The sequence below is a fragment of the Achromobacter sp. Marseille-Q4954 genome (genome assembly GCF_943737025.1).
GTDB lineage: Bacteria > Pseudomonadota > Gammaproteobacteria > Burkholderiales > Burkholderiaceae_B > Achromobacter > Achromobacter bronchisepticus_A.
Map to the genome: position 1 here is coordinate 1,464,536 of NZ_CALSFQ010000001.1, position 17,957 is coordinate 1,482,492.

At 61.8% G+C, this 17,957-nt stretch carries 18 protein-coding genes and 1 pseudogene; 3 read left to right on the top strand and 16 right to left on the bottom strand.

Translation table 11 applies throughout. The features are described from left to right. Nucleotides 1-56: 56 nt before the first annotated feature. Nucleotides 57-431: pseudogene (locus NGK62_RS06830) on the top strand (ATP-binding protein); the annotation flags it as partial. Nucleotides 432-587: 156 nt separating this feature from the next. Here the strand turns inward: NGK62_RS06830 and NGK62_RS06835 are convergent. The 15 genes from NGK62_RS06835 to NGK62_RS06905 all read right to left on the bottom strand — a co-directional run bounded on the left by NGK62_RS06835 (nt 588) and on the right by NGK62_RS06905 (nt 12,531). Beyond that, nucleotides 588-1,520, bottom strand: coding sequence for a CorA family divalent cation transporter (locus tag NGK62_RS06835; protein WP_042797683.1), 933 nt, complete (start codon nt 1,518-1,520; stop codon nt 588-590). Between the two features lie 5 nt (nt 1,521-1,525). Continuing rightward, on the bottom strand, nt 1,526-2,062 hold the full coding sequence (locus tag NGK62_RS06840; protein WP_034054001.1) for an MOSC domain-containing protein: 537 nt from the start codon (nt 2,060-2,062) through the stop codon (nt 1,526-1,528). A gap of 23 nt (nt 2,063-2,085) precedes the next feature. Then, nucleotides 2,086-2,532, bottom strand: coding sequence for a hypothetical protein (locus NGK62_RS06845; RefSeq protein WP_008647292.1), 447 nt, complete (start codon nt 2,530-2,532; stop codon nt 2,086-2,088). Nucleotides 2,533-2,545: 13 nt separating this feature from the next. Further along, nucleotides 2,546-3,523 (bottom strand): L-histidine N(alpha)-methyltransferase, encoded by a 978-nt coding sequence (gene egtD, locus NGK62_RS06850; protein ID WP_034053995.1) that lies wholly within the window; start codon nt 3,521-3,523, stop codon nt 2,546-2,548. Then, entirely contained in the window at nt 3,520-4,728 is a 1,209-nt protein-coding gene (gene egtB / locus NGK62_RS06855) for an ergothioneine biosynthesis protein EgtB (protein WP_197022694.1), read from the bottom strand. The genes egtD and egtB overlap by 4 nt, the downstream gene beginning before the upstream one ends. A 21-nt stretch (nt 4,729-4,749) precedes the next feature. Continuing rightward, on the bottom strand, nt 4,750-5,511 hold the full coding sequence (locus tag NGK62_RS06860; RefSeq protein WP_042797684.1) for an FAD-binding oxidoreductase: 762 nt from the start codon (nt 5,509-5,511) through the stop codon (nt 4,750-4,752). After that, complete coding sequence (locus NGK62_RS06865) at nt 5,504-6,112, bottom strand: sulfite oxidase-like oxidoreductase (protein ID WP_008647302.1); 609 nt, start codon at nt 6,110-6,112, stop codon at nt 5,504-5,506. The genes NGK62_RS06860 and NGK62_RS06865 overlap by 8 nt, the downstream gene beginning before the upstream one ends. A 17-nt stretch (nt 6,113-6,129) precedes the next feature. After that, the gene (locus NGK62_RS06870) at nt 6,130-7,539 is read right to left on the bottom strand and encodes a mercuric reductase (protein WP_034053982.1); all 1,410 of its coding nucleotides are present in this window, start codon (nt 7,537-7,539) and stop codon (nt 6,130-6,132) included. Continuing rightward, nucleotides 7,536-7,913, bottom strand: a complete 378-nt coding sequence (locus NGK62_RS06875) for a DUF427 domain-containing protein (protein ID WP_487300239.1) — start codon at nt 7,911-7,913, stop codon at nt 7,536-7,538. Before NGK62_RS06875 ends, NGK62_RS06870 begins: the two co-directional genes overlap by 4 nt. Further along, nucleotides 7,850-9,070 (bottom strand): bifunctional alpha/beta hydrolase/OsmC family protein, encoded by a 1,221-nt coding sequence (locus tag NGK62_RS06880; RefSeq protein WP_008647313.1) that lies wholly within the window; start codon nt 9,068-9,070, stop codon nt 7,850-7,852. Before NGK62_RS06880 ends, NGK62_RS06875 begins: the two co-directional genes overlap by 64 nt. Beyond that, nucleotides 9,067-9,507, bottom strand: a complete 441-nt coding sequence (gene msrB, locus NGK62_RS06885; protein WP_034054008.1) for a peptide-methionine (R)-S-oxide reductase MsrB — start codon at nt 9,505-9,507, stop codon at nt 9,067-9,069. The genes NGK62_RS06880 and msrB overlap by 4 nt, the downstream gene beginning before the upstream one ends. A 1,007-nt stretch (nt 9,508-10,514) precedes the next feature. Then, nucleotides 10,515-10,871, bottom strand: a complete 357-nt coding sequence (locus NGK62_RS06890; RefSeq protein WP_012435589.1) for a cupin domain-containing protein — start codon at nt 10,869-10,871, stop codon at nt 10,515-10,517. A gap of 133 nt (nt 10,872-11,004) precedes the next feature. Continuing rightward, a complete protein-coding gene (locus NGK62_RS06895; protein ID WP_011514928.1) occupies nt 11,005-11,565 on the bottom strand; it encodes a chlorite dismutase family protein in 561 nt (186 codons plus the stop codon). 406 nt (nt 11,566-11,971) lie between these two features. Continuing rightward, entirely contained in the window at nt 11,972-12,256 is a 285-nt protein-coding gene (locus tag NGK62_RS06900; RefSeq protein ID WP_011342942.1) for a type II toxin-antitoxin system RelE/ParE family toxin, read from the bottom strand. Further along, nucleotides 12,253-12,531, bottom strand: a complete 279-nt coding sequence (locus tag NGK62_RS06905) for a hypothetical protein (protein WP_011342941.1) — start codon at nt 12,529-12,531, stop codon at nt 12,253-12,255. The genes NGK62_RS06900 and NGK62_RS06905 overlap by 4 nt, the downstream gene beginning before the upstream one ends. 253 nt (nt 12,532-12,784) lie before the next feature. On the opposite strand from NGK62_RS06905, the gene NGK62_RS06910 reads away from it, so the two are divergent. Next, complete coding sequence (locus NGK62_RS06910) at nt 12,785-13,363, top strand: recombinase family protein (protein ID WP_012077403.1); 579 nt, start codon at nt 12,785-12,787, stop codon at nt 13,361-13,363. After that, complete coding sequence (locus NGK62_RS06915; RefSeq protein WP_012077404.1) at nt 13,360-16,389, top strand: Tn3 family transposase; 3,030 nt, start codon at nt 13,360-13,362, stop codon at nt 16,387-16,389. Before NGK62_RS06910 ends, NGK62_RS06915 begins: the two co-directional genes overlap by 4 nt. A 34-nt stretch (nt 16,390-16,423) precedes the next feature. On the opposite strand, the gene NGK62_RS06920 is transcribed toward NGK62_RS06915, so the two are convergent. Further along, on the bottom strand, nt 16,424-17,956 hold the full coding sequence (locus NGK62_RS06920; protein WP_074423286.1) for a protein adenylyltransferase SelO: 1,533 nt from the start codon (nt 17,954-17,956) through the stop codon (nt 16,424-16,426). Nucleotide 17,957: the final 1 nt, after the last annotated feature.

The following is a 17,957-nucleotide window of genomic DNA, read 5'->3' on the forward strand; positions in this document are numbered from 1 at the left end:
CCAGTGCTAGCTTTTCGTACCGTCACTTATTGCACTGAAAACGAGGAGACCCCAACAAGTCCGGGCAGTTGGCACACCGGCTGATGTACGTCGATCTGGTGATCCTGGATGAACTGGGCTACCTGCCGTTCACGCAGTCGGGCGGTGCGATGCTGTTCCACCTGCTCTCCAAGCTCTACGAGCGAACGAGCGTGGTGATCACCACCAACCTCACCTTCTCGGAATGGAGCAGCGTCTTCGGCGACGCCAAGATGACAACCGCCTTGCTCGACCGCCTCACGCACCACTGCCACATCGTGGAGACAGGCAATGAGAGCTGGCGATTCAAGCACTCCAGTGCCGCTGGCGCGGCACCGTCCAAGCCACGTGCAAAAGCTCAGAAAGGAGATCGAAAAGCAGCAGACCCGATAGACTTATCCACAACCGAGTAGCCAGAACATCCATCAACCCAGTGGCTCAGTATTCGACGTGATCACTGGCTCAGTTGTGCTGATGAATCAACAGGCACGTATCGTTTTTCCTAACAGCGCACCCGTCCTTGATGGACGGCTCCGAAGATACATCTCAAACAGTCCACAAACCGTCTACTAAAGCCATTTGAACCAGCGAAAGACCGCTACCAACCCAACACTCATTAGTAAGCAAAGACCTACCAACACCCAGAAGCCATTGGTGGCATCTGCGAACGGCAGTCCCAGAAGATTGGCGCCAAACAGGCCAGTGACAAAGTTCAAGGGCAAGAAGATTGTGGATACCACGGCAAAAACATAAGAGCTTTGATTCAGCTGTCGCTCCTGAATGCGGTTTGCCTGGTCACTGAGGATATCGATACGGTCACGCAAATTCTCCAGCGTTTCGAGCAACCGCAACAGCTGGTTCAGGTGCTCCTCCAGTCGGCCTCGGTGATTTATATTCAGCGGCGGGACGACGAGAGTTGTCAACGTTTGAAGAACGGCTCGCTGGGGGCCAAGATGACGAAGAAAGCCAGAGATCGCGGTCTGGGTATTGGCCATGCTCGGGCATGCCGCTTCCGTCTGGTGCTGAACCAGAAGGCCGCCGATCAGATCCACCCCATCCTCCAGCATCTCGACCTGCTCGGAAACTTCCGCGAGGTGCTCTTCGATGAGATCGCAAAGGAAGTCACCTGGCGTTGCAGGGCCGCGCCCCTGAGAGATGTCTTCTGCAAGTTCGAGGATGGGATCCACATCCTCCTCGCGGGTCGTGATAACCCGACGCTCATCAATCCAGATTCGCATGGACACCATGTCCTCTGGATGCCCCACTCCATCAGCTCTCAGATGCATCGCTTTGAGCAGAACCATCACACCCTGCCCGTGGACGCGCAACCGCGACCGGGTATCTTCAGAGACCATCGCTGCGGCGATCAGCTTGTCCAGGCCGGTCGCGCTCGAGAGAAAACCTTCCGTCTCGCGGTGGTGGATGCACATGTGCAACCACGACGCACCGCCGGTCATCTGGAGAAGATGGAGGAACCCAGGCGTACGCTCTGCTTCGATCATGGCTCTCAGCCCACGGTGGATTCAACGTCAAGGTTAACGGTATCTCCAACCCGTAGCACGCCACCTACGACGATCCGTGCCGTGGCGCCCCCGTGACCACGCAGCGCGGCGTAACCGCCTTCACCGAGCTCGTCCTCCATGCGTGAACAAGGAGGACATGGCCCCGTGATTTCAATGCGGACCGAACCGCCAATTCGCCAGACAAAGCGCTCTTCCCGGAAAGGTGAATGCATCGCGGCGATGTTGATCCCCGAGATCACGAGGTTGCGCCGCAAACGCTCCGGGGCAATTGGGGCTTGCCCCGTCCAGACCCCGAGCAAGCTGAGGTGCTCAGCCTGGATCAGACTCAGCTCGCGATGGCGTTGCGCATCCGACTGACGAAGCCGCAGGGAGCGGTGATCGCCAATCAGCCCGAGACCCGGTTCGGCCCTGGCCTCCTGCACGGACACAGCGTCCTTGAGGCGATCCGGGCGCAGAACGATGGCACCAAGTCGACCTGTGCCATGAAAGCGCCGGACCAAGTCGCGCAGCGTGCCGCCCATCGTTCAGACTCGAATGAGGTGCATCACAAGACTTCCTCTATGTGCAGTTCGCGTTGCCGGAAGCTGACAACATCACCGGCTCGGGCATCTGCGATCGCTGCGTAGATGGGCGCCTGGGTGGAAATTCCCATGTAGGTGTTGCCGTCGCACTGGAAGGCATCGCTAGCAACCGCAATCACGAACCAACGCCCGTCGATGCGAACCACGGCGCCTGTCTCCACCGAATCCCGGGGACCGAAATCGATCTGACGTAAGACTTCCAGGGCCTCCTGATGATCGTGAATGGGGCATTCGAACGCCTGCGCCAGAGCGGCATTGTTGACGGCCCGCGACGCCGCATCGCTTTCACTGGGTTCATCTCCGCGGCCCGCCGCACCGACCAGGTATTGCGCATAGGTCTGTTCAGCAAACCGCAGGCGCCCTTCGGCAAGGTCCAGCATGGTCTGGCGCAGATGGGTCTTGTTGCTCATTAGGACTCCTTTTTCAGGTCGACGTTTGTTGCGTTGGGGTGAACGGTAGCCGGTGCCAGACGGTGATGGCGTACCAGCCTCGGGGGTCGGTCAGGGTGCAGGTGTTGTCAAACCCGCTTCGGCGTGCGAGGTGTTCGATTGAAGCCAGGGAGTATTTCTGGGATTGCTCTGTATAGATGGTCTCCCCGGCATGGAATACAAACCCTCGGTCAAGGGTTCTGCTGTGGACCACCTGGTCAACTTGGCTCACCAGAAAGCTTCTGGCCACGTGTTCCAGCGGACAGTAGCTGGCGTAGTGCCGAAATTTCGTCAGATCGAAGTCCATGCCCAACTCGCGATTCAACCGCGTCAGCAGATTCAAATTGAACGCAGCGGTCACGCCCTGTGAATCGTCGTATGCTGCGCGCAACATGGCCGGGTCCTTGACCAGATCCAGACCAAGCAGCACAAGGTCACCCGGGCGCAAATGCGAATGCACCCGCTGCAGCAGCTTGACGGCACCGTGTTCGTCGAGGTTGCCCAGATTGCTGCCCAGCAACATTGCAACCTGGCGTCGCCCTTCGGCAATCTGAGGCCAATGCTCGAAATAGTCTCCCAGCACCGGTTCGATGGCCATGCGGGGGAGGTACGTGTCAAAGCGGCGGCTCAGATCCGCTAGGGCGTGTGCGGACACATCCATAGGCCTGTAGATGCAATCCACTTCACGTTGCGCCAGTGCCTGGCACAGCGACAGCGTTTTGGCCCCGTCGCCGCTGCCCAGTTCAATCAGATCGATCGGGCTGCACCGAGGATCTATCCACCGGGAAAGCTCATCCGCGCGTGAGCGCAGCAGCTCGTGCTCAAGGCGTGTGAGGTAGTACTCGGGCAGCGCCATGATCTGCTGAAACAGGCGCGAGCCCTCATCGTCGTAGAACCAAGCGGATGAGAGCGCCTTCTGTGGTCGCGTCAACCCTTGCAGAACATGCTCCGTCAGTCTGTCCCGATCAGTCATGCGGACTCCCGCGAGCGAACAGGACGGATGCCCGTGAACTGCCAACGCAACGGAGCGTGAAAGAAGTTCCGGTATGTCAAACGGGCGTGGCCCGGCGATGTGGCCCAGGACGCTCCGCGCAAGACCTGCTGGTTCACCATGAACTTCCCGTTGTATTCGCCCACTGCGCCCTCGCTGCGGGCAAAACCGGGATAGGGCTGATAGGCACTGCGCGTCCATTCCCATCGACGCCCCCAGTCGAACCGGCTTGCCGCTGCTTCCCACTCGAACTCGGTGGGCAATCGCCACCCCGCCCAATCGCAGAAAGCGTGTGCCTCGTAGTAACTGACATGCGTGACTGGTGCCTGACTGGTCAGCGGCATCACCCCCTGGAGCGTGTAATGACCCCATCCGTCAGGCTGGTTAGGGTCGGGCTGCCAGTACATCGGCGCACGGAATTTAAGCGTTTGCACCCAGTCCCAGCCTTCCGCATGCCAGAGCGAATGGCGCTGATATCCTCCGTCGCGCATGAACTGAAGGTATTCATCATTGGTGACTAGCGCCACACGGATGTCTACTCCTTGAATGAGCGCCAAATGCGATGGCGACTCGTTGTCGAAGGCGAACCCTGGCCCCTGGTGGCCCATGCGAATCGTCTGCCCTTCGACGCTAAGCCAATCGTCCAGTGGTGGGCAGGTTCCATCATGTTCGGCCGTCACATCTTGGGGACCGATGCCCAGAGGGTCATACGCCGGATGCAATGGGTTGTGGCCCAGGATGTACTTGATGTCTGTGATCAGCAACTCCTGATGCTGTTGTTCATGCTGCATGCCCAGCTCTACCAAGGCCGCGACCGCGGGCTCCAGTGGTTCCTTCAGCATACGGCGCATGGACTCGTCCACATGCGCGCGATACGCCATCACCTCAGCCACCGTCGGGCGACTCAAGCTCCCTCGCTGCGGGCGTGCCAGGTGAGCGCCCTCCGATTCGTAGTAGCTGTTGAACAGGTAGCCATACAGAGGATGGAACAGTCGATAGTCCGGCTGTTGTTTCGCGAGGACAAAAGTCTCGAAGAACCACGTGGTGTGGGCCAAGTGCCACTTCGGCGGACTGACGTCGGAAACCGGTTGGGGAACATGGTCCTCGGCACTCAGAGGGGCACACAGACGTTCGCTGCGCGAACGGACAGAGACGTATCGGGTTAGGCGGATGTCTTCAGGTGTCACGGCAGATGAGAAAAAAGAGAGTCAACTTCCGAAGCGCTCGGTGCGGATGGAGACCTCGGGCACATTTAGCCCGGTGACCATATGAACGATGGACTCGACAAAGTCATTACGCCCGCAGATGAAAACCTGCGCAGATTCGGTCGCCACATCACCCAATTGCTGCAATGCCCAAGCAACATCGGCTCCATCAATGCGGCCAACGTGGTCCTGTGCGCGCGGGGCACAGGTATCCCGCGAGAGCGCCAGTCGGCTGCGAAACCGCGGCGTAAACGCTTCCCATCGCTGCAGGGTGGGCCAGAGCAACACTTCGTCAAGATGGCGTGCGGCAACCAACAGCGTTGTATGCGCTTGGCTGTATGCACCCACGCGTTGCGCTGCCATGGACAAAAGGGGAACGACGCCAGATCCTCCCCCAATCAGCAAGGCTGGTCGTGTGTTCGACTCGTCAAGCACAAAATGACCTCCAACCGGTCCGAGGACTTCAATCGTTTCGCCGTGCTGGGCCTTGTCGTGAAACCAGGTGGATACTTCGCCATCGTCCAAACGCTCAATGCCAAGCTCATAGAGCCCGGTACGTTGAGGAGGTGAGAGGAGTGAATAGCTCCGTTGTGCCTGATAGCCGTCTTCCGCTGTCAGTCGGACATCCAAATGCTGGCCCGGCCTCGGGCGAACCCATCTGTCAGGACGCAGCACCACCCGCATGACGCGTGGAGTCAGTGCCTGCAACGCATCGATGCGTGCGGTCTGCCAGCTCAGCCGGTGTTGACCAACAGCCTCATCCATAGCGCTCTTCCTTGAAAGGGTCGCCTCGCATGTGATAGCCCCGCAGTTCCCAGAACCCGGCCTCGTCGCGCTCGTTGAACTGCAGCGCATTGACCCACTTGGCCGACTTCCAGAAGTAGAGATGCGGCACCAACAGGCGTGCCGGTCCCCCGTGCTCGGGCGCGAGCGGTCGGTCGTCGTAGTGCGTTGCGATCATTGCGCGCCCTTGTGTCAGATCGGCCAACGGCACGTTGGTGGAGTAGCCGTCCTGAGAATGCGCCAACACCCAAGGCGTGGGCGCTTCCAGTCCGGCCGCCTGCAACAAGGTGTCCAACGTCACACCGCGCCAGCGGGTGTCGAATTTCGACCAGGTGGTAACGCAATGGATATCGACCACCTGCTCGGTCTGGGGCAGGGCCTGGAATTCGCTCCAGGTCCAAACGCGAACCGGCCGCACACCGACCTTCAAGGTCAAGCGCCAATCGCCAAGCGCCAAGGCTTTTGGGGTGGGGCCCGCAGTCAGCACGGGAAAACCTTCCGTCAGGGACTGTCCTGGCGGAAGTCGACCGCCGTGGTTGTGGACATCGCGATTGCGGCCGCTGAATGAGCGGTTGATGGGCATGGTGTGGGTCCTCCGGCTCACCCAGAACTTGCGGTCAAGGGCTTGCGTCGATCAATGATGGTGGGCAGGAACTCGGTGACCGTCGGGTGAACGGGCAATGCATCCCGGACCAACTTCCAGGTGCCGCCACTGGCCATCACCAGACCGATCGCCTGAATGATCTCGTCCGACTGGATCCCGAGCATGGTCGCTCCGAGGAAATGACCACTGTCCTCATCGATGAGGAGCTTGATCTTGCCCACGGTTTCGCCTTCTTCCTTCGCGCGACTGACGTCCTTCATGGCGTGAACCGCCTGGGAAATGCGTCGCCCTTCGGTCACGAGTTTTCGCGCGTCGGCCTCATAAAGACCGACGTGGGCCAGCGGAGGATCGGTAAACATGGCATAAATGCCGACGCGCGCGGCGGCGCTGCGTTGCCCTCCGGCCAGGTTCTCCGCCACGATGTCCTGATCGTGGTAGCTGGTGTGGGTAAAGGCCCCGCGCTGATTGATGTCACCCAGCGCCCAGATGCCGGGAACCGCGGTTTCGAGCCGGTCGTTGGTGACCAGGTAGCCTCGCGCACTGACCTCCAGGCCCACCGTTTCCAGGCCCAGACAGTCGGTGTTCGGTATTCGCCCGGTGGCCACCAGCAGGTGGCTGCCATCCACGCTGCGGCCACCAGCCAACTGCACCCGCACGCCAGCGTCGTTGTCCGCCTTGCCGACCCGCTCAATGCGCACGCCGGTGTTCACTTCGATGCCTTCCGCTGTCAGCATTCCGGTCACAGCGGCTGCAATGTCCTCGTCCTCGCGGGCCGTGAGGCGGGGCCCTGTTTCCAGAATGGCAACCTCACTTCCCAGCCGCCGAAAGATCTGAGCCATCTCCAGGCTGATGTATCCACCGCCGATGATCACCAGCCTGGACGGTAATTCACGCAGCGCCAACAGCCGTTCGTTGTCCAGGAACGGCAGCTCGTCCAGCCCAGGCACCGGCGGAACAAAGGGACGTGTGCCGGTGTTCAGCACCACCTTGGGCGCCACCAGCTGATGCTCGCCGGCCAGCACCACGAACTGTTCGCCTTCACGGCCCGCCAGGCGACCGCGCGCCTTGATGATGGTGAGTCCTTCCAACTGGCCCAGCCAGGCCTGCAGGCCAGAGCGAGCCTCCTCCACCCGGCGTTGCATGCGCTCCATCGCTGCCCTGAAGTTGACCTGGACCGACCCGGTTTGCACACCGAATTCGCTGGCCCGGCGCGCCATGTGAGCCACACGAGCCGACTTGCGTAGGGTCTTGGTTGGGGTGCAGCCCCGATTGACACAGGTACCACCCAGGTCACGCTCCTCGATGAGCGCCACCTTCATACCCCGGGCAACGAGTGTCGCGCCCAGAAAGGGACCGGCCTGACCGGCTCCGATCACGATCGCGTCGAACCTCTGTTCCCCGCTCATGGCCGCACCTCGACACCGCGCCAGAACGCCACCCTGCCGGTCACCGCCTCCGCACCAGCCTTGGGCGACGGGTAGTACCACGCCGCGTCAGCGTTCACGTCTTCGCCGACCACGACGTCGTAGTAGCTGGCCCGCCCCTTCCATGGACAGGTGGTGTGCGTATCGCTTGGTTTGAAATGTTCCGGGCGCAACGCGTCGTGTGGGAAATAGGCGTTGCCTTCAACTTCCACGATGTCATCGCTCTCAGCGATGGTGGTGCCTTTCCAGATGGCTCTCATGCTCCGTCTCCTTCGTTTGTGTGTGGTTGGGATCAGTCCCGAATCAGTGTGGTGGTGATCACCGGATGGTTCTCCAGCGTTCGATGCACGGGGCAACGATCGGCGATGCGCAACAGGTCCTGTCGCTGGCTTTCACTCAACGGTCCGCTCAGCAGGAGCTGCCGCGTGACGTGGTCAACCTGTCCCGAGCGATCCCCGCACTCCTGGCAATCGGTCGCGTGCGCGCGCTCATGACGCAACCTGACCTGGACATCCTTGAGCGCATAGCCTTTTCGCTTGGCGTACTGGCGCAATGTCATGGACGTGCAGGCGCCCAGCGACATCAGCAGAAGTTCATAAGGATCGGGCCCGCGTTCGCCACCACCCACTTCCTTGGGCTCATCGGCGTCGAGGTGGTGCGGACCTGCTCGCATCGATCGCCAGAAGGCGTGATCGTGCTCCCCCACCCACACCTCGCCCGCACGAAGGTCCGACGGCGCATCGTTTCGCTCGGCTCGCATCGGCAGAAACCGCGAGGCCCAGGCGCCAATCAGGTCAGCCGCATACTGCGCATCGGCCGGGCGCGTGAGCAGATGGTCCGCATCGTCCAGGCTGATGAAACTCTTAGGATGTCTGGCCGCCTTGAACAGGTCCTGTGCCTCGCCGATGTCCACCACCGCGTCACTTGGCGCGTGCATAACCAGCAAGGCCGCGCGAAGCCCCTTGACCGGGTTCTCGTGGGCTTGGGCCTGGAGCTCTTCAATGAAGGCCGGCGCGATCCTGAACGCCCGGCCGCCCAGGTCGACCTGGATCTGCCCATCCTCTTCGGACTTGGTCGGACCGAAGTGACGAAGCACATGGTCGGCCGTCGCGGGTGCGCCCAGCGTGCAAACCGCCCGTATGCCGTCGAGGCGGGCAGCCGCCGCGATGGCCGCCGTCCCCCCCAGGCTGTGTCCGACCAACAGTGCAGGCATGCCGATCGTGCTCTGCATCCAGTGCACCGCCGCCACAATGTCCGCCACGCTGGACGAAAAGCCACCGCGCCCGAAGTCGCCTTCGCTCTCGCCCAGACCGGTGAAATCAAAGCGCAGCGTGGCGATGCCCTGCTGAGCCAGCGCCCGGCTGATGCGGGTCGCGGCGAGAGAGTTCTTTCCGCAGGTAAAGCAGTGGGCAAACACCGCCAGGGCTTGTAACGGTGCATGGTCCGGGCGTTCCAAGACACCCACCAGCAGACCCTGGCTGCTGCCAGCGAAGCCTACCTTTTCGCTGCTCATGCTTTCTCCAGTGCCAGGGCGTTGATGCAGTAGCGCAGACCGCTGGGCTTGGGTCCGTCGGGAAACACGTGACCCAGGTGGGCGTCGCAGACGTTGCACGTCGTCTCCACCCGCACCATGCCGTGGCTGTTGTCTCCGTGATAGCCCACCAGACCCGGGGCAATGGCCTGCGTGAAGCTGGGCCAGCCGCTGCGGCTGTCATATTTGGTCGACGCATCGAATAGTTCAGTGCCGCAGCACACGCACCGGTAGATCCCGGGCGAAAACAGCGTACACATCGAGGAGCTGTGCGCCCGTTCGGTGCCCTTGAGCCGCGTGATTCGGAACTGCTCGGGCGTCAGCTGTTGGGCCCACTCGGCTTCGCTGCGCTCAACTCGGCGCGGTGGCGTCGGGTTGCCCGTTTCCACCAGTTGAATCACTCCTTTCCAAGTCAACATGTCGGGCCCAGGCTCCGGTGCCGCCGGTTCGTTTTCCAGCCGCTTGAGAAAGGTGACGAGCTTGTCGGCGTCGATTCGGAAATGGTTGTAGACCACTCTGCCATCGGGATCGATCAGGATGAACCAGGGTGTGCCGCCGTTGCGGTAGCGGCGCATCAGCTCCGAACCCGCGCCGTCCTGTTCGTCACCGGCGTCGTGCCCGAAGGGAATGCCCAGCGCGTAGCGGGAGTGATTGGCCAGCATGCGCTCCCAGGTGTTCGAACCGAAGTCCTCGAACACGGTCTGGACTGCGGCGAACCCGACGAAGTCGCTCCCCCGAAACGCGTCGACCACCCGGGCAAGCGCCGGAAAGCCGGTCGCATGGCACCCCGGGCAGGCGTCCTGAAAACAGAAGATGAGCTTGAACCGGCCGGGCATGCGGTCCAGGTCGAAGTGTTCCAGCGCCTGGCCCGACGCGTCCACCCACCGGGTCACACCCAGGGGAGCGGCCGCTTCGCCAAGGACACCGGGTTCCTGTTTCGTTGTGGTCATGCGAAGTCTCCTTTCAGAAATCGTTGGGTACCCCAATCAGGGGTTCTAAGCCGGAACCGCCGAAAATTCCGTCAGCCGATCAACGTGGCTTGTCCCGCGCCCGGTCGATGGGGTAGACCCAACAGTCGTGTCACTAGCCGCCATTTCGATCACGGCAATGCCAGCCGGACGTCACGTCCAGATTGTTCCGGTCTGGATGAGGCCGACTGACGTCTCGGATGACGGGTGGCATACAACTGCTGTGAGTCCTGCAGGGGGGCAGCTGCCTGACCGGACGGCGAGCATCAGCCCATCTCATGTATTAGTCATGTCAGCTTTGACACTGCGCACGCGACGGCACCCGACCCGTTGCAGACCCCCAGACATATGGAAAGCTGACGCTCAACGTGGAGTTAGCCGGCGCGGCGCGGCTTCATCGCGCAGCGTCCGTGTTGATGGATGGGTTAGAACTCTCTGGGGCACACATTTGAGAAAGACTATTTTTCAGCCAACGCAAAACCCGCGTTGCCAGATGCAACCACTGAGACAAATACAAACGGCACTGGACTAGTATTTAGAGCGCCATGCACTTGGCCAGGTTTTGCTATGGCAATATCTCCAGCCTTTAGATGAGCGACTTTGCCGCCTCCTTGGTAATACTCAGCCTCTCCAGAGATAACCGTCCAAGTATCTTGGCCGTCCGGGTGAACATGAGCGGTTATTTCTTGCCCAGGATGGGCATGCCAAACAACAACTGCTGAGTCCTTGGTTTCCAGAACCACTGAACGAATTGGTTCGCCGTCAGACGGACGAATATATTCTGTTACCGAAAATATTCTTGATTCCATTTCCATATCCACTCCAAAAATCAATTTGGCTTGAGAAGTTATTACAGAACAACTGTATCCGAGAGTTCTACGTTGCCGATAACCGGCCCGAAACGGCGGCGCAACGCGCCGCTGTTGGGGGTCCGTGTTCATCGGCGGGTTAGACCTGTGCTTGCGTAAGACGAATATCGACTTCTCGGTCGACGTATTTCCATTCCTCTGACGCACGCAGTTCGGAAAGCAGCCTGTTGAACTCAACCTCATGAATTGGCGCGTATTCGAACCAATTCAGAAAATCGAACGGTTCATTCTCTGAGAGGTCGCGGCAGTGGTGGAGCTTGCGCGCTACTGCAGGCAAATACTGAAGCCCGATTTGGACGTGCTTCGACTGTTCGAAAACGCTCCGGCGTTCGTCTTGCGTGAGCTCCCACCAAGCTGCGTTCTTCCGGATCGGTATTAGCGCACCGCACGTTGCTTCTGGGCGCGCCAGACCTTGCTGCTTCGCTACAATTTCATTCTTCTCTGCGCGCATGACATATCGTTCATTGCTGGTTATTCCACGAAGTATCCAGGGTGCATTGGTTTCAGACTGCAACTCTGAAGCGGATACGACGTTGAGCCTTTTGGCTTCAGGCAGGGGCTCGCCAACTCTCGTTTCGGCCCTGACAATCCGCCAAGGGCCAATGTCTGCGCCGACGAAAGCAAATAATCGTGTATCCATTTCAATCTTTCATGTGTGAATGTTTTAACTCTTGCAGCTTCGAAGAACCTATCTGCCGATCCCGTGCTTGTGCATCATCGCCTCCGCGCAACTGCGACGACCGCCCGCAGCAATCACATTGAACTTTCGAATCGAAACTGCTGAAGCGAACCTACGCGGACGTACGGCCGCAGTCTGTGCGCTGCCGGACGGAGCGCTGCCAATTTGCGCCTACTGGCAGGCTGTGAGTGCGCGGATGGGCCAGCGACCTCCCTTCATAGAGGGAGCGAAGCAGGTCAGAGACACTATTGAACGTCCGCTACCGGGAAGATGCTTGACCGTCCGCAACTGGCCGCCTGCCGCCGACCGCGGTCTGGCTCGAAAGCAGTCTGTCAACGCGCCGTTTCATTGTTGCCATGATCATATCTTAATCGCGCACAGGCGGCCACAGGCGGGCAGTATGAACCAGCGTCAGTATCCACACCGTTTCGCCGTCGATCTGATACACCAGGCGATAGCTTTCGTGCGGGATCAACTCGCGGGTCCCGGGAATCTTTCCCGGCTTGCCCAGCATGGGGTGCTGGATCAAGCGGGCGGCCGCGTCGCTGAAAATCTCATCCATCCGGGCCGCCGCGCGCGGATTGTCGGCTGCGATGTAGTCCCACACATCGGCACGGTCTTGCTGCGCTTCGGGCGTCCAAACAACCCTCACGCCTGGCTCGCCACACTGGCACGCCGTGCGGCGAATTCGGCCTCAACTTCATCGTTCGACCGCCCCAATCCAGCGCGCATCGAAGCCCGGCCGGCTTCGACCTTGCGGCGCAGGAACTCGTCGTACTCGCGCGACTCGCGCTGGCGCTGAACGAACTCGCGCATCAGCTCGCGCAGCACTTGCGACGCCGGGCGATGGGCCGCCTCGGCTTCGGCCATAAACTCGGCGCGCAACTCAGGCTCCAGCTTCATCGTGAAAACGGCTTGTTTTGACATGATCGGGGCCTCCTGCCACTTGATACTAACAAAGTATATACGCCGTCATTACTAAGCGCTATTCACAGAACGCTGCAAGGCGGGCGTGCGCTAGGCCAAGGCCTGTCGGAAAACATTTGTTTTTCGACAGGCCTTCAACGGTCCTCTGCACCAACCTCCGAGTGGCCGCAAAATTGTGCGGAAAACTCTGTCGCCAGACGCTACCATACGGAAACCTCGTCTTAATGGTTTTCCGCTTATGTTGGTAGGTTACATGCGCGTGTCGTCGGACTCCGACCGCCAGAGCACGAACTTGCAGCGCGATGCGCTGCTCGCCGTCGGCGTCGATGCGCGGCATCTGTTCGAGGATCATGCTTCCGGCGCGAAGGACGACCGCGCGGGCCTGGCGCGGGCGCTCGAATTCGTTCGCCCTGGCGACGTGTTGGTCGTGTGGAAGCTCGACCGGCTCGGCCGTTCGTTGTCGCACTTGCTCGCCATCGTGACCTCGCTCAAGAAAAAGCAGGTGGCGTTCCGCTCGCTGACGGAGAACCTGGATACCACGACGCCCTCGGGCGAGTTTCTGTTCCAGGTGTTCGGCGCGCTCGCGCAGTACGAACGCGCCTTGATCCAGGAACGTGTCGTCGCCGGTCTGGCTGCCGCCCGCAAACGCGGCCGGATCGGCGGCCGGCCGCAGGCGATCACCGGCGAGAAGCTGGAGGCCATCGTCGCTGCGCTCGATGGCGGCATGTCCAAGGCGGCGGTGTGCCGCAACTTCGGCGTCAAGCGAACCACGCTGATCGAGACCCTGGCACGGGTTGGTTGGACGGGCTCTCGTGGAGCGTCATCGCGATGACGACCAAGAGCGAACGATTGACCGTCCTGTCGGACGCCGAGCAGGAAGCCCTGTACGGCCTGCCGGACTTCGACGACGCCCAGCGGCTGGAATACTTGGCGTTGACTGAAACCGAACTGGCGCTCGCCAGCAGCCGGCCTGGTCTCCATGCCCAGGTCTATTGCATCTTGCAGATCGGTTACTTCAAGGCCAAGCATGCCTTCTTCCGCTTCGACTGGAGTGAGGTCGAGCACGATTGCGCCTTCGTGCTGAGCCGCTACTTCCACGGCGAGTCCTTCGAGCACAAGCCAATCTCCAAGCACGAGCACTACACCCAGCGCGAGTGGATTGCCGATCTGTTCGGCTACCGGCCGTGGGCGGCCGAGTTCCTGGCGCAGCTCGCGCAGCAGGCCGCGCAGACCGTGCGGCGCGACGTGATGCCGGGGTTCATCGCCGCCGAGCTGATCGTCTGGCTAAACGAGCACAAGATCATCCGGCCCGGCTATACCACCCTGCAAGAGCTGGTGAGCGAAGCCCTGTCCGCCGAGCGTCGGCGGCTGGCTGGCCTGCTGTCGGAAGTGTTGGACGAATCGGCCAAGGCCGCGCTGGGTCGGCTTCTAGTGCGTGACGACACCCTGTCGCAATTGGCGGCGCTCAAGCAGGACGCCAAGGACTTTGGCTGGCGTCAGATGGCCCGCGAACGCGAAAAGCGCGCCACGCTGGAGCCGCTGCACCGGATCGCCAAGGCGCTGCTGCCCAAGCTCGGCGTCTCGCAGCAGAATCTGCTGTACTACGCCAGCCTGGCGAACTTCTACACCGTCCACGATCTACGCAACCTGAAGGCCGATCAGACCTACCTCTACCTGCTTTGCTATGCCTGGGTGCGCTACCGGCAGCTTTCCGACAACCTGGTCGATGCGATGGCCTACCACATGAAGCAGTTGGAGGACGAAAGCAGTGCGGGCGCAAAGCAATCCTTTGTCGCCGAGCAGGTGCGCCGTCAGCAAGACACACCGCAGGTCGGCCGCCTGCTGTCGCTTTACATCGACGACAGCGTGCCCGATCCCACGCCGTTCGGCGATGTGCGCCAGCGCGCCTACAAAATCATGCCCCGCGATACGCTGCAAACCACCGCGCAGCGCATGAGCGTGAAGCCGGTGAGCAAGCTGGCTTTGCACTGGCAGGCGGTGGACGGCCTGGCTGAGCGCATCCGCCGCCATCTTCGGCCGCTGTATGTCGCGCTCGACCTCGCTGGCACTGATCCGGGCAGCCCGTGGCTCGTGGCGCTGGCCTGGGCCAAGGACGTGTTCGCCAAACAGCAGCGCCTATCGCAACGGCCGCTCGCCGAATGTCCAGCGGCCACGCTGCCGAAACGCTTGCGACCGTACCTGCTGACCTTCGATGCCGATGGCAAGCCGACGGACCTGCATGCCGACCGCTACGAGTTCTGGCTGTACCGCCAGGTCAGGAAGCGCTTCCAGTCGGGTGAACTCTACCTCGACGACAGCTTGCAGCACCGGCATTTTTCCGACGAGCTGGTTTCGCTGGATGAGAAGGCCGCCGTGCTGGCGCAGATCGACATCCCGTTCCTGCGGCAGCCACTCGATGCCCAGCTCGATGCGCTCGCGACCGAGCTGCGCGCTCAGTGGCTGGCCTTCAACCGCGAGCTGAAGCAGGGCAAGCTGACGCACCTAGAATACGACAAGGACACGCAGAAGCTGACATGGCGCAAGCCCAAGGGCGAGAACCAGAAGGCGCGCGAGAAGGCGTTCTACGAGCAACTGCCGTTCTGCGACGTGGCCGACGTGTTCCGCTTCGTCAACGGCCAGTGCCAGTTCCTGTCGGCGCTGACGCCTTTGCAGCCGCGCTATGCGAAGAAGGTCGCCGACGCCGACAGCCTGATGGCGGTCATCATCGCGCAGGCGATGAACCACGGCAACCAGGTCATGGCACGCACCAGCGACATCCCGTACCACGTGCTGGAGAGCGCCTACCAACAGTACCTGCGCCACGCAACGCTGCACGCGGCCAACGACTGCATCAGCAACGCCATCGCCGCGCTGCCGATCTTCCCGTACTACTCGTTCGACCTCGATGCACTGTACGGTGCCGTCGATGGTCAGAAATTCGGCGTCGAGCGGCCGACCGTGAAAGCGCGCCACTCGCGCAAATACTTTGGGCGCGGCAAGGGCGTGGTCGCCTACACGCTGCTGTGCAACCACGTGCCGCTCAACGGCTACCTGATCGGCGCGCACGATTACGAGGCCCATCACGTGTTCGACATCTGGTATCGCAACACGTCGGACATCGTGCCGACCGCGATCACCGGCGACATGCACAGCGTCAACAAGGCCAACTTCGCTATCCTGCACTGGTTCGGCCTGCGTTTCGAGCCGCGCTTCACCGACCTTGGCGATCAGTTGAAGGAACTCTACAGTGCCGACGATCCGGCGCTGTACGATCAGTGCCTGATCCGGCCGGCCGGGAGAATCGACCGCGATCTCATAGTCAGCGAGAAGCCGAACCTCGACCAGATTGTCGCCACGCTCGGACTGAAGGAGATGACGCAGGGCACGCTGATCCGCAAGCTATGCACCTACACCGCGCCGAACCCCACGCGGCGCGCGGTGTTCGAGTTCGACAAGCTCATCCGCAGCATCTACACGCTGCGCTACCTGCGCGATCCGCAACTGGAGCGCAACGTTCACCGCTCACAGAACCGCATCGAGTCCTATCACCAGCTACGCTCAACCATCGCCCAGGTCGGCGGCAAGAAGGAATTGACCGGGCGCACCGACATCGAAATTGAGATCAGCAACCAGTGCGCCAGGCTGATCGCCAACGCGGTCATCTTCTACAACTCGGCCATCCTCTCGCGGCTGCTGATGAAGTACGAGGCGAGCGGCAACGCCAAGGCGCACGCTCTCCTGACCCAGATATCGCCGGCGGCCTGGCGGCACATCCTGCTGAACGGGCATTACACCTTCCAGAGCGACGGCAAGATGATCGACCTGGATGCGCTCGTGGCGGGGCTGGAGCTGGGATGACGGAAATTTCGGCGGTTCTGGCTTAGAACCCCAATCAGGTGCCGCAGAAGGTGCGGTGGGCTGCGGCCACTTCGGGCGAGGCCGGCAGCGTGAATGGCCGCGCGGACTCCACCGTCTCGTACGGCCGCCCCAGCACCGCCAGCAGGCGCTCGAACGGACCGAGGTCGGCCTCGTCCACGGCACTCGACAGCGCCGCCTCCACCTGGTGATTGCGCGGGATCACGAAGGGATTGACCGACCACGCCGTTGCGGCGCAGTCCTGCAAGGTCCTTCCCTCCCGGGCCATGCGCTGGCGCCAGCGCGCCAGCCAGTCCGAGAGCGCCGGGCGCTCCCGTCCGAACAGGTCGTGCAGTGCGGCATCCGGCCCCGTGATGGCGTCGGACAGGAGGCGGAACGCCAGCGTGAAGTCCACCTTTTCCCGCTGCAGCAGCTGCAGGAAGTCGTCCGCCAGGGCGCGGTCGTCCGGCTCTTCAGCGGCCAAGCCCAGCTTGGCGCGCAGCTGCCCGGTCCAATGCCGGTCAAAGCGCACGGCAAACCCGGCCACCACCTGTTCCACCCGTTCCACGACGTCGATATCGCGGGCGTCCAGAACCGGCAGCAACGCTTCGGCCAGACGGGCCAGGTTCCATTGCGCCATGGCCGGCTGCTGGCCGTAGGCATATCGCCCCTGACGGTCGATCGAGCTGAACACCGTGGCCGGATCGAAACCCTCCATGAACGCACACGGACCATAGTCGATGGTCTCGCCCGAAATGCTCATGTTGTCGGTGTTCATCACCCCGTGGATGAAGCCCACGCCCATCCAGCGTGCAATCAGCTGCGCCTGCCGCTCACAGACGGCCTCCAGCATCGGAATGGGCTTGTCGGAAAGCTTGGCGAGGGCGGGGTCATGCCGCGCCACGGCATAGTCGAGCAGCCGCCGAAGCATCACCTCCTCCTCCCGCGCCGCGAAGAACTCAAAAGTGCCCACCCGCAAGTGGCTGGCCGCCACGCGCACCAAGATCGCCCCGGGGGGCGAGCCCTCGCGGTTCACCCGCTCACCGGTCCGGATCACCGCCAGCGCACGCGTCGTGGGAATGCCCAACGCGTGCATGGCCTCGCCCATGAGGTACTCGCGCAGCGCCGGGCCCAGTGCCGCCTTGCCATCGCCACGGCGCGAAAACGGCGTACGGCCCGACCCCTTGAGGGCCAGGTCCCGACGCTGTCCTGCCGTGTCGATGAGTTCCCCGAGCAGCAAGGCGCGGCCATCCCCCAAGTGTGGCGAGAACTGGCCGAACTGGTGTCCCGCGTAGGCCTGCGCCAGCGGCGCCGCCTCAGCCGGCATTTCCACGCCGGACAGCCACGCCAGACCGGTCGCAGACTTCAGCGTCGCCGGCTCCAGCCCCAGCTCCAGCGCCAGGGCGTCGTTGAACTGCACCCAGGCCGGGGCCGGGGACGGCTCGGGCTTCCAAGGCACATAGAACCCCTGCATGTCCCGGAAGAAGCTGTTGTCAAACGGCAGCCGAAACGCCGGGCCCGTCCCCGGCGTCTTCGGCTCCGACACGGCCTTTGGTGTGGACGCACGCATG

Coding starts and splice junctions, on each gene's coding strand:
- NGK62_RS06915 (WP_012077404.1), top strand. CDS start 13,360: ATGACGACCAAGAGCGAACGATTGACCGTCCTGTCGGACGCCGAGCAG.
- NGK62_RS06895 (WP_011514928.1), bottom strand. CDS start 11,565: ATGGATACACGATTATTTGCTTTCGTCGGCGCAGACATTGGCCCTTGG.
- egtD (WP_034053995.1), bottom strand. CDS start 3,523: ATGACTGATCGGGACAGACTGACGGAGCATGTTCTGCAAGGGTTGACG.
- NGK62_RS06920 (WP_074423286.1), bottom strand. CDS start 17,956: ATGCGTGCGTCCACACCAAAGGCCGTGTCGGAGCCGAAGACGCCGGGG.
- NGK62_RS06835 (WP_042797683.1), bottom strand. CDS start 1,520: ATGATCGAAGCAGAGCGTACGCCTGGGTTCCTCCATCTTCTCCAGATG.
- NGK62_RS06890 (WP_012435589.1), bottom strand. CDS start 10,871: ATGGAAATGGAATCAAGAATATTTTCGGTAACAGAATATATTCGTCCG.
- NGK62_RS06870 (WP_034053982.1), bottom strand. CDS start 7,539: ATGAGCGGGGAACAGAGGTTCGACGCGATCGTGATCGGAGCCGGTCAG.
- NGK62_RS06860 (WP_042797684.1), bottom strand. CDS start 5,511: ATGGATGAGGCTGTTGGTCAACACCGGCTGAGCTGGCAGACCGCACGC.
- NGK62_RS06910 (WP_012077403.1), top strand. CDS start 12,785: ATGCGCGTGTCGTCGGACTCCGACCGCCAGAGCACGAACTTGCAGCGC.
- NGK62_RS06865 (WP_008647302.1), bottom strand. CDS start 6,112: ATGCCCATCAACCGCTCATTCAGCGGCCGCAATCGCGATGTCCACAAC.
- NGK62_RS06880 (WP_008647313.1), bottom strand. CDS start 9,070: ATGAGCAGCGAAAAGGTAGGCTTCGCTGGCAGCAGCCAGGGTCTGCTG.
- msrB (WP_034054008.1), bottom strand. CDS start 9,507: ATGTTGACTTGGAAAGGAGTGATTCAACTGGTGGAAACGGGCAACCCG.
- NGK62_RS06905 (WP_011342941.1), bottom strand. CDS start 12,531: ATGTCAAAACAAGCCGTTTTCACGATGAAGCTGGAGCCTGAGTTGCGC.
- NGK62_RS06840 (WP_034054001.1), bottom strand. CDS start 2,062: ATGGGCGGCACGCTGCGCGACTTGGTCCGGCGCTTTCATGGCACAGGT.
- NGK62_RS06845 (WP_008647292.1), bottom strand. CDS start 2,532: ATGAGCAACAAGACCCATCTGCGCCAGACCATGCTGGACCTTGCCGAA.